At 70.8% G+C, this 7735-nt stretch carries 8 protein-coding genes and 1 pseudogene; 3 read left to right on the top strand and 6 right to left on the bottom strand.

Going from position 1 to position 7735, the window contains the following annotated elements:
- Window positions 1-512, bottom strand: a 512-nt coding sequence (locus ABZ281_RS28890; RefSeq protein WP_356660125.1) for a TerD family protein, incomplete at its 3' end; no start/stop codon positions are given.
- Window positions 513-658: 146 nt separating this feature from the next.
- Here ABZ281_RS28890 and arfB point away from each other — a divergent pair.
- Window positions 659-1096 (top strand): alternative ribosome rescue aminoacyl-tRNA hydrolase ArfB, encoded by a 438-nt coding sequence (gene arfB, locus ABZ281_RS28885; RefSeq protein ID WP_298568532.1) that lies wholly within the window; start codon window positions 659-661, stop codon window positions 1094-1096.
- On the opposite strand, the pseudogene ABZ281_RS28880 reads toward arfB, so the two are convergent.
- Both ABZ281_RS28880 and ABZ281_RS28875 read right to left on the bottom strand, forming a co-directional pair.
- Window positions 1091-1210, bottom strand: a pseudogene (locus tag ABZ281_RS28880) (GNAT family N-acetyltransferase); the annotation flags it as partial. The gene arfB and the pseudogene ABZ281_RS28880 sit on opposite strands and share 6 nt — an antisense overlap.
- Window positions 1211-1255: 45 nt before the next feature.
- Entirely contained in the window at window positions 1256-1840 is a 585-nt protein-coding gene (locus tag ABZ281_RS28875; RefSeq protein WP_356660123.1) for a flavin reductase family protein, read from the bottom strand.
- A 440-nt stretch (window positions 1841-2280) separates the two neighbouring features.
- On the opposite strand from ABZ281_RS28875, the gene cdgB reads away from it, so the two are divergent.
- A complete protein-coding gene (cdgB, locus tag ABZ281_RS28870) occupies window positions 2281-3939 on the top strand; it encodes a diguanylate cyclase CdgB (protein WP_356660121.1) in 1659 nt (552 codons plus the stop codon).
- Window positions 3940-4056: 117 nt separating this feature from the next.
- Window positions 4057-5001 (top strand): CBM35 domain-containing protein, encoded by a 945-nt coding sequence (locus tag ABZ281_RS28865; protein ID WP_356660119.1) that lies wholly within the window; start codon window positions 4057-4059, stop codon window positions 4999-5001.
- A gap of 50 nt (window positions 5002-5051) precedes the next feature.
- Here the strand turns inward: ABZ281_RS28865 and ABZ281_RS28860 are convergent, their stop codons facing one another.
- From ABZ281_RS28860 to ABZ281_RS28850, 3 genes are all read right to left on the bottom strand, one after another.
- Window positions 5052-5981, bottom strand: coding sequence for a 1-phosphofructokinase family hexose kinase (locus ABZ281_RS28860; protein WP_356660117.1), 930 nt, complete (start codon window positions 5979-5981; stop codon window positions 5052-5054).
- A 120-nt stretch (window positions 5982-6101) separates the two neighbouring features.
- Window positions 6102-7313, bottom strand: a complete 1212-nt coding sequence (nagA, locus tag ABZ281_RS28855; protein WP_356660115.1) for an N-acetylglucosamine-6-phosphate deacetylase — start codon at window positions 7311-7313, stop codon at window positions 6102-6104.
- A partial coding sequence (locus tag ABZ281_RS28850; protein WP_356660113.1) for an ROK family protein occupies window positions 7313-7735 on the bottom strand: 423 nt, incomplete at its 5' end. The genes nagA and ABZ281_RS28850, both read right to left, overlap by 1 nt.

Below are 7735 nucleotides of genomic sequence, written 5' to 3'. Positions count from 1 at the left end.
GCGCGGAACTTCCACTCCGCGCCGTTGCGGTAGAGCTCGCCGAAGACCATGGCCGTCTCCGTCGCCGCGTCCTCCGACAGGTCGTAGCGGGCGATCTCCGCGCCGCCGGCCTGGTTGACGATGCGGATGTAGGCGTTGCGGACCTGGCCGAAGTTCTGCGACCGGTTCTCCGCGTCGTAGATCGAGACCGGGAAGACGATCTTGTCGATGTCGGCCGGGAGGGCGGCGAGGTTGACGTTGATCGCCTCGTCGTCACCGGCGCCCTCGCCCGTGCGGTTGTCGCCCGTGTGGACGATCGTGTTGTCCGGCGTCTGCTTGTTGTTGAAGAAGACGAAGTGGGCGTCCGAGTAGACCTTGCCCTGCGGGTTGACCGCGATCGCGGAGGCGTCGAGGTCGAAGTCCGTGCCGGTGGTGGTGCGGACGTCCCAGCCGAGGCCCACGGTGACGGCGGTCAGGCCCGGAGCCTCCTTGGTGAGCGAGACGTTGCCACCCTTGGACAGGCTTACAGCCATTGTTGGGAGTCCCTTCCCTCGTTTACGTACGGCAAAGAAGCTACAGCTACCCCCTTGAACGTGGAGAGGGGTACGCGAGGTTCCAGCTCCTTTACTTTCTTTACTCACGACTATTCGGGTGACGTGGACGGGACAGAAGCGGGAACATGGACGGCATGTCCGGTTCCCACGTCATCCGCGGCTCCGTCTCCCTGCCCGAGGCCGAGCTCATGTGGCGTTTCTCGCGGTCGTCGGGGCCGGGCGGGCAGCACGTCAACACCAGCGACTCGAAGGTCGAGCTGAGCTTCGACCTGGCGAAGACCGAGGCACTGCCCGCGGTGTGGAAGCAGCGCGCGCTGGAGCGGCTGGCCGGGCGCCTGGTCGACGGGGTCGTCACCGTCCGCTCCTCCGAGCACCGCTCCCAGTGGCGCAACCGCGAGGCCGCCGCCGTACGTCTCACCGCGCTCCTGGCCGAGGCCACCGCGCCCCCGCCGAAACCCCGCAAGCCGACCCGGATCCCCCGGGGCATCAACGAGCGACGGCTGCGCGAGAAGAAGCAGCGCTCGGAGACGAAGCGGGGGCGCGGCGGGCAGAACTGGGGCTAGTGCCGCGACAGGCGGGGCCACGGCGTGTTCCTGGTCGGGGCGGACCTGGATGCCGAGGGCGGCGTCGAGGTTCCGGGGGGTGATCTCCTCGAGCCGCAGGCCGGTCGTCGTCATGGGCGCACCCTAGGCGGGCGGCTCGGCACCCGGCCAACGAATTCCTCAGCCCAACTGCCGGTACCTGCCGCGGAAGTACGTCAGGGGGCCGCCCTCCGCGCTGGGGACGGCGGCGGTCAGGACACGGCCGATGACCAGGGTGTGGTCGCCGGCGGGCACCCGCTGCTCGGTGCGGCACTCCAGAACGGCCAGGGAGCCGCCGACCATCGGGGAGCCGGTGTACTCGCCGCGCGTGTACGGGATGTCCGCGAACAGCAGCCGGTCGCTGACCCGGCCCTTCATCGCGAAACGGCCCGCGATGTGCCGCTGGCTCTCGGAGAGGACCGAGACCGCCCACAGGTCCTGTTCCTCCAGCAGCTCGTCCATGCGGGAGCCCTCGCGCAGGCTCACCAGCACCAGGGGCGGGTCCAGGGACACCGACATGAAGGCCGTGGCCGTCATGCCCACGTCCTCGCCGCCCGGCGCCGTGGGGTCGTCCGGGTCGAGCGGCGGCTCCTGCGCGGTCACCAGGACCACGCCCGAGGCCAGCCGGGACATGGCGGCGCGGAACTCGTCGTTGCTCACCCCCTCAGCATGCCCGGAGGCGGGCGACGGAATGATCGGGGACGTGGCAGCGGGAGTGTTCGGCACACCGGAGACGCTAATCTCCGTCCCGCCCGCCCCGCATCGGGCTCCCGCCCGATCACGGTCCTAGGACTCGCGACGTATCACGACGGCTCCCGACGGGCTCCCGAGGCTCCCGACGGGCTCCCGAGGCTCCCGACACGGGCTCCCGAGGCTCCTGGCGGGCCCCCGGCGGGCCCTGGCGGACATCCGCGGTCTCCTGACGGTCACCAGGGAAATAGATGTGTGCAACCCGACAAAGTTTGCGTTCGGGAGAGCATGTGAAGAACGCAGAAACTCCACTCAATTGTTCAGGTTTGCCTGTGACTTGAGTCACAAGGGGCAGTAATTGTTGACCCTGTGTACCGAGTGAGCAGCGCGCTGTGATTCAGTGGCGGGGAAGCTGCCAGGACGATACGCCGACGAGAACCCTTGAATCGCTGCGAGTACTCGGGGGGAGGGCGAGCATGGAGACCGAGTCGGAGCCCTACGTCCGCCTTGGGTCCCTGCGACAACTGCACCAGGTCATGGCCGACATGAACACGGCCCGCAGCCTGGCGGACACACTGCAGACCGTCGCGGAGGGCGTCGTCGCGGCCCTCGGGTACGAGCTGGCGTGCGTGAACCTCGTCCGCCCGGACGGCGACCTCGTGGTCGCCGCCTTCGCCGGGAACCCCGCCGCCGAGGCCCTCATCACCGGCCGGGTCGGCTCGCGCGAGTCCTGGGAACGCCGCCTCGGCATGGGCGAGCACTGGGGCGACCTGGTGTTCATACCGCACACCGAGGGCTGGGTCCTCGACGATGACGACGTCCCGCAGTGGTACACCGACGGCCCCGCCCCCCGCTTCGAGGACGAGTGGCACCCGGCCGACCGCCTCTTCGCCCCCATGTACGCGCCGGGCCCGCAGGGCAGCGGGAACAGCGGCGAACTGGTCGGCGTCCTCTCGGTGGACCGGCCGCGCAACGGCCGCCGGCCCGGAGCGTGGGGCCGCGAGGCGCTCCAGATGTACGCCTTCCAGGCCGCCATCGCCATCAGCAACGCCCGGCTGCGCGCCAACATGCAACGCGCCCTCGTCCGGCTGGAGCGCGAGCAGCAGGCGCTACGGGCCAGCGAGGAAAGCTTCAGGCAGGCCTTCGAGTACGCCCCGTCCGGGATGGCCATCGCCGAGATGGGCGGCGACCAGCACGGCCGGATCCTGCGCACGAACGACGCGCTGTGCCGGCTGCTGGGCCGCCCGGCGTCCGCGATGCGCCGCTACTCGTTCTCCGACCTGGTCCACCCCGAGGACATAGGCACCCTGCTGCGCACCTCGGCGGAGGGCGGACGCGCAGAGCTCCGCCTGGGCCGCCGCGACGGCACCTACGTGTGGGTGTCGCTGCGCAACAGCGTCGTCGCGGACGCCGCCGACGGGCCCCGCTTCCTGCTCACCCACGTCGAGGACATAGAGGAGCGCAAGCGCCGCGAGCTCCAGCTCGCCCACCGCGCCTCGCACGACTCGCTCACCGGCCTGCCGAACTCCGCGGAGCTGCGCTCCCGGCTGTCCGCCCGGCTCTGTCAACGCGCGTCGTCCCTGCACGCCGCCGTGGAGTCCGTCGACGCGGCCTACGGCCATCCCGCCTTCGACGTGGTCGGGCCCGGCTTCGACTTCCGGCAGGGCGCCGAGCCGTTCGACGCCTACGACCACCATGTGCACACCGTCGCCCCGGACGGGAACCACGACGACGGCACCAAGGGCCTCGCCGTGCTCTTCTGCGACCTCGACGGCTTCAAGTCGATCAACGACCGGTTCGGGCACAACGCGGGTGACGCGGTTCTCATCGAGGTGGCCCGGCGGCTGAGCGGCGGCGTCCGCGACGGTGACACGGTCGCGCGGCTCGGGGGTGACGAATTCGTCATCCTGGCCGACGGGCTCGGCCGGGCCGACGCGCAGGACCTCGCGGTCCGGCTCCGCAACGAGATCATCCAGCCCATCCGTGCCGAGGGGCGGGCCGTCCGGGTGGGCGCCAGCTTCGGCATCGGATGGGCACACTGTGGAATGACGGCGGACGAAGTGTTGAAATCCGCTGACGAGCGGATGTACGTCGAGAAACGATCTCGTCCCAAACAACACAGACGCGCCGGGTGAAGCCCAGGTCAGTGAGTTGATGCGGTCTGAGTCACCCGTTTGGGTCTCTGGGAGCGGGTAGGCTCGCTTACTCACCCGTGTACCGCATGCACCGCACCTGACTGAGGAGACCAAGGGATGACGCCCGGCAACAACGGCGCGAGCACGCCCGAGGACGACGACCCGTTCGGCTATCTCTACGCCGACGGGCAGGCCAACGGGGCCCAGCCGCCGTCCGGTGGCGGCTACGGCTACCCGAACTCGGTCAACCGGGTGCGAGCGGTCGGCACGCGCCAGTACGGCCAGCAGCCGCAGCACGCGCAGACGGCGCCGTACGGCCAGGTCCCGCAGCAGGGCACCTACAACCAGCCGAGCGCGCACTACGCCGCGCCGGAGACGCTGCCCGGCGGTGCGACCACCGCCCAGCAGCAGGTGCCGGGCGGCGGCGGTGGCGGCCGGGGTGGCCGCGGCCCGAACCACAAGGGCCTGCTGATCGGCGCGATCGCGGTGGTGGCCGCGGTCGTCATCGGCATCGGCGTGGCCATGCTGGGCGGCGACAAGGACAAGGCCGACGCGGGCAACGAGACGGGCACGACCCCGACCCAGTCCCAGGAATCGAAGCCGAGCCCGTCTAGCAGCAAGGGCGGCGGAGCGTCTCAGGTCGAGCTCCCGAAGAGCGATGCCAAGGCGATGCGCCTCGGGCAGGGCGTTTCGACGGCGTCGGACATCAAGGGCGCGAAGGCCGACGGTGGCGTTTACGTGACCGGCTTCAACCATGTGGGAGCGACCGTCACCTGGTCCGTCGACGGCGTTAAGAAGGCCGGCAACTACCGTCTGTACGTGCGCTACGCCGTTCCGGGCGTCGATGCCAACGCCACGCTGGTCGTCAACGGCGACCCTCAGGACCGGCCGCTCAACATGGAGAACTTCGGCGGGACGCCCAAGGGTGACTATGAAAAGGGCTGGAAGGAGACGTGGTCCAACGTCAGCCTGACCAAAGGCACCAACACGATCGAGGTCGCTTGTAACGAGGGCAACCAGTGTGACGCGCTCCTCGACCAGTTCTACCTGACGAAGGGCTGACCGGCCCGGTACGAAGGCACGGCCGGCCGGGAGAGTTCGACCGACTTGCCCTACGCCGCAGATGCTTCGCCCGTCACCGTGACCCGCCCCAAGAACTCCTCGTACACCCTCCGGTCGAACTCCCCGGCCACCGGTGCTGTCACCGTTGCCGCCGCCAGAGCCGTCGCCCGGGTGAGGCGGGTCGGCCAGGGGAGGTGTTCCGCCAGGCCAGAGAGCAGGCCCGCTACCGCCGCGTCGCCCGCGCCGGTCGGGTTGCCGCGTAGCGAGGCCGGTGGGGTGGCTCGCCAGCGGCCTTCTCGGGTGACTGCCAGGAGACCCTCCGGGCCGAGTGATGCCACGACCGCGGCCGCGCCCCGGCGGCGGGCGTCCTGGGTCGCTCGCAACGGGTCGTGGGAGCCCGTCAGTTCCGCCAGTTCGTCGGCGTTCGGCTTGATGATGTCGGGGCGGGCCGCGACGCCCCGGCGCAGGGCTTCGCCGCTGGTGTCCAGGAGGACCGGGACCGCGAAGGAGCGGGCCGTGCGGACCAGTCCCGCGTACGCGCCCACCGGGACGCCCGGCGGCAGGCTGCCGCACAGGGCCACCGCGGAGGCGGTGGGGAGCAGATCGTCGTAGGCGGCCAGGAAGGCCGACCACTCGGTGGGTGTGACCGTGGGGCCCGGTTCGTTCAGCTGCGTCGTGTCGCCGGTGCGCTCGTCGACCACGGCGACCGTGCGGCGGGTCGCGCCCGAGACGGGGACGAGCGCGTCCACCACCCCCGGCACCGCCGCGAGTTTCTCCTGCACGACCCGGCCCGTCGCCCCGCCCGTGAAGCCCGTCACCGTCACCCCGTGCCCGAGGGCCGCGAGCACCCGGGCCACGTTGACGCCCTTGCCGCCGGGGCGTTCCGTCACCTCGGAGACGCGGTGGGACGCGTGCGGCCGAAGGGACCGTACGCGGTAGGTGATGTCGAGAGCGGTGTTCAGTGTGACCGTGAGGATCACCTGGGCCGACCTCCCCCGATGTGCTTGCCGACATGAACGTGCAGGAAGCCTGATCATGTCAAAGAGACGGCGGTCGGCCCAGTCCTGGAGTCGGCCACCGTCTCTCGACTGGGGGACGGATCAGCCCAGTTGGGGAGGGACCACCCATTCGCCCCGGCGCATGACGCCCTTCAGCTCGTACGCGGAGTCCAGGAGCAGCAGGTCGGCGTACTTCCCGGGCTCCAGTGAGCCGATCGTGTCGGCCATGCCGAGCAGGCGGGCGGGGGTCGCCGAGAGGGCCTGCACCGCGTCCTCGACGGACAGGCCGTCGACCGTGACCGCCCGCTTGAAGGCGCGGTCCAGGGTGAGGGTCGAGCCGGCGATCGTGCCGTCCTCGACCAGGCGGGCCACGCCGTCCGCGACCTCCACCTCCAGCGGGCCGAGCCAGTAGCGTCCGTCGCCGAAACCGGCCGCGTCCATCGCGTCCGTGATGAACGCGACGCGGTCCGCTCCCGCGTGGTGGAACGCCAGCTGGAGCGCCGCCGGGTGGAGGTGTGTGCCGTCGTTGATCAGCTCGATTGTGATCCGGTCGTCCTCCAGGAGAGCCGCGATCGGGCCGGGGGAGCGGTGGCCGAGTGGCGGCATGGCGTTGAAGAGGTGCGTGGCGACCGTGGCGCCCGCGTCGATCGCCTCCACCGTCTGCTCGTACGTGGCGTCCGTGTGGCCGATCGCCGCGATCACGCCGTGGTCGGCGAGGAGGCGTACGGAGTCCAGGCCGCCGGGCAGTTCCGTGGCCAGCGTGAGCATCTTCGCCCGGCCCCGGGCCGCGTCGATGAGCTTGCGGACCTCCGCGGGGTGGGGGTCGCGCAGGAGGGCCTCGGAGTGGGCGCCCTTGCGGCAGGGGGAGATGAACGGGCCCTCGAAGTGGACGCCGGCGATGTCGCCCTGCTCGGCCAGTTCGCTCAGCAGGCCGGCGCGCTGGGTGAGGGAGTCCATGTCGCCGGTGACGGTGGAGGCGACCAGGGTGGTGGTGCCGTGCAGGCGGTGGGTGTGGATGCCCTTGAGGAGGTCGTCGACCGAGCCGGAGGTGAAGGAGGCGCCGCCGCCGCCGTGGTTGTGCAGGTCGACGAAGCCGGGGATGACGTAGTGGCCGGATGCGTCGATGACGTGGGCGTTTTCCGGGGCTGTCGTGGTGATGCGGGTGCCGTCGATGATCAACCGGCCGTTGTGGACGGTTTCGGTCGGGAGGACGACGGTTGCGCCGGTGAGGACCGTGGGTTGTCCGGCCGGTGCGGGGTGCGGGTGCGTGGTGGCTGGTCGCGCAGTTCCCCGCGCCCCTGGGGGCGTTGCCATCAGGTGGATACCTCCGAACGGTCGGTCGATGTCAGAAGATCCCAGGCCAGCAGGCCCGCGCCCAGGCATCCGGCTGCGTCACCCAGCGCCGCGGGGACGATCGACGGCTGCTTCTGGAAGGTGATGCGAGCGCGGATCGCTTCCCGCAGGGGTGTGAACAGGGTTTCCCCCGCTTCCGCCAGGCCACCACCGATGATCAGAATGCGGGGGTCCAGCAGCGTCAAGGCCATGACCAGGCCGTCGGCCAGGGCCTCGATCGCCTGCTGCCAGACCGCCCCGGCCTTCGGGTCGCCGGAGTCCACCGCCTTCGCGCAGTCCGCCGCGTCCGCCCAGCGCAGGGTGCCTCCGTCGGTGATCCGGTCGCGGGGTGCGGGCTGGATGTCCTGCCCGGCGAGCGGCTTGCCGGACGGGTCCTCGGAGCC

The sequence above is a fragment of the Streptomyces sp. NPDC006265 genome (assembly GCF_040613555.1).
In the GTDB taxonomy this organism is placed as follows: Bacteria; Actinomycetota; Actinomycetes; order Streptomycetales; family Streptomycetaceae; genus Streptomyces.
This window is presented reverse-complemented; position numbering and strand designations above follow the sequence as displayed.

Coding starts and splice junctions, on each gene's coding strand:
- arfB (WP_298568532.1), top strand. CDS start 659: ATGGACGGCATGTCCGGTTCCCACGTCATCCGCGGCTCCGTCTCCCTG.
- cdgB (WP_356660121.1), top strand. CDS start 2,281: ATGGAGACCGAGTCGGAGCCCTACGTCCGCCTTGGGTCCCTGCGACAA.
- ABZ281_RS28865 (WP_356660119.1), top strand. CDS start 4,057: ATGACGCCCGGCAACAACGGCGCGAGCACGCCCGAGGACGACGACCCG.
- nagA (WP_356660115.1), bottom strand. CDS start 7,313: ATGGCAACGCCCCCAGGGGCGCGGGGAACTGCGCGACCAGCCACCACG.